The organism is Methanooceanicella nereidis, from assembly GCF_021023085.1.
GTDB classification, from domain to species: Archaea; Halobacteriota; Methanocellia; order Methanocellales; family Methanocellaceae; genus Methanooceanicella; species Methanooceanicella nereidis.
In genome coordinates this window covers 1-1,252 of the sequence record NZ_PGCK01000028.1, presented here as the reverse complement: position 1 = coordinate 1,252, position 1,252 = coordinate 1, and the positions used below count along the sequence as shown (strand labels likewise).

The 1,252-nt window shown below is 45.0% G+C and carries 1 protein-coding gene; it reads right to left on the bottom strand.

The annotated features are described in order from the left end of the window. Positions 1 to 19 precede the first annotated feature (19 nt). Positions 20 to 1,162, bottom strand: coding sequence for an IS256 family transposase (locus CUJ83_RS15535; protein ID WP_439651976.1), 1,143 nt, complete (start codon positions 1,160 to 1,162; stop codon positions 20 to 22). Positions 1,163 to 1,252 lie beyond the last annotated feature (90 nt).

The following is a 1,252-nucleotide window of genomic DNA, read 5'->3' as shown; positions in this document are numbered from 1 at the left end:
TTTTTTAGCTCCTGTCTTTCTAGTATTCGTTTCTTTCGATTTGTATATGTTTTTTGTCCGTGACAAATTCTTCGTTTATGTCCATGAGCATGGAAACCACGACTCTGAGTACTGATTGGTCGTTGGGGAAGGCTCCTATCGGTGTGGTTCTTTTCTTTATTCTGGAGTGGACGTTCTCCAGTGTGTTCGTGGTTCTTAGTTTGATCCATTGGTAGCTGGGAAAGGCCAGGTAATTGAAGAGGTCTTCCATGTTTTTGTCTATGATCTTGCTGGCCCTGTCAAGTCCTTTCAATCTTAATTCTTCGGAGTAGTTGGCCAGCAAATTAGGTGATTCCATGTATTCTTTGAGAAGGTCGCTGATCTCTTTTCGTTGTTTCTGCGGTATGGTCTTCAGCACGTTTCTTCTGAAGTGCAGATGGCAGTACTGCCATGAGCATATGAAACAATTCTTAACGGCCTGCTTAATCCCCTGGTGGCCGTCGCTGATCACCATTTTCACGCCCTGCAATCCTCTTCTCTTCAGATCCTCGAAGAACTCGGTGTAGAATTCCTCTCCCTCTCTCTGCATTATCTTCACACCGAGAATCTCCTTGTAACCCTCGCTGTTTACGCCCATAGCAGTGAACAATGGTTTCGTAACGTACCTCCCGTTATCCCTTATCTTGACATAAGTGGCATCCACAAACACATAAGGAGTCACACCAAGAGGCCTCTCCAGGAATTCTCTGATATCCTCATCCAGCTCCTCCAATATCCGCGAGACAGTGCTCTTTGAGACTTCCACGTCCAGCATGGACAATACCTTTTTCATCTTTCTCGTGGACACGCCCTGAAGATAGGACTCGCTGATAGTATTCACAATAGCTTTTTCAGCCCTGGAATACCTGCCGAAAACACTCGTCTCAAAAGACACCTCCCGGAACTGAGGCTTCCTCAAATCAACCTTACCATAACGGGTAACCAGAGAACGATCCTTATGACCGTTACGATGAGCCCTCCTCCCCGGAGTCCTCTCATAATGACGAGCTCCCGCCTGATCCCGGGCTTCCTCCTCCATGATGTTCTGAAGAAGCTCCCTGATCATATCTTTCATCCCATTCGAGTCATGCTCAAAAAATTTAAGCATAGACCTCCTATAAGAATACGGCCTTGTACCTTTCATGTTATCTTTCTCCAAACAATAATATGAAAGTACAGGGCTAAAAAATATACCCAATAATATAAAAATACAGAAAAAACGGGACAGCACCCT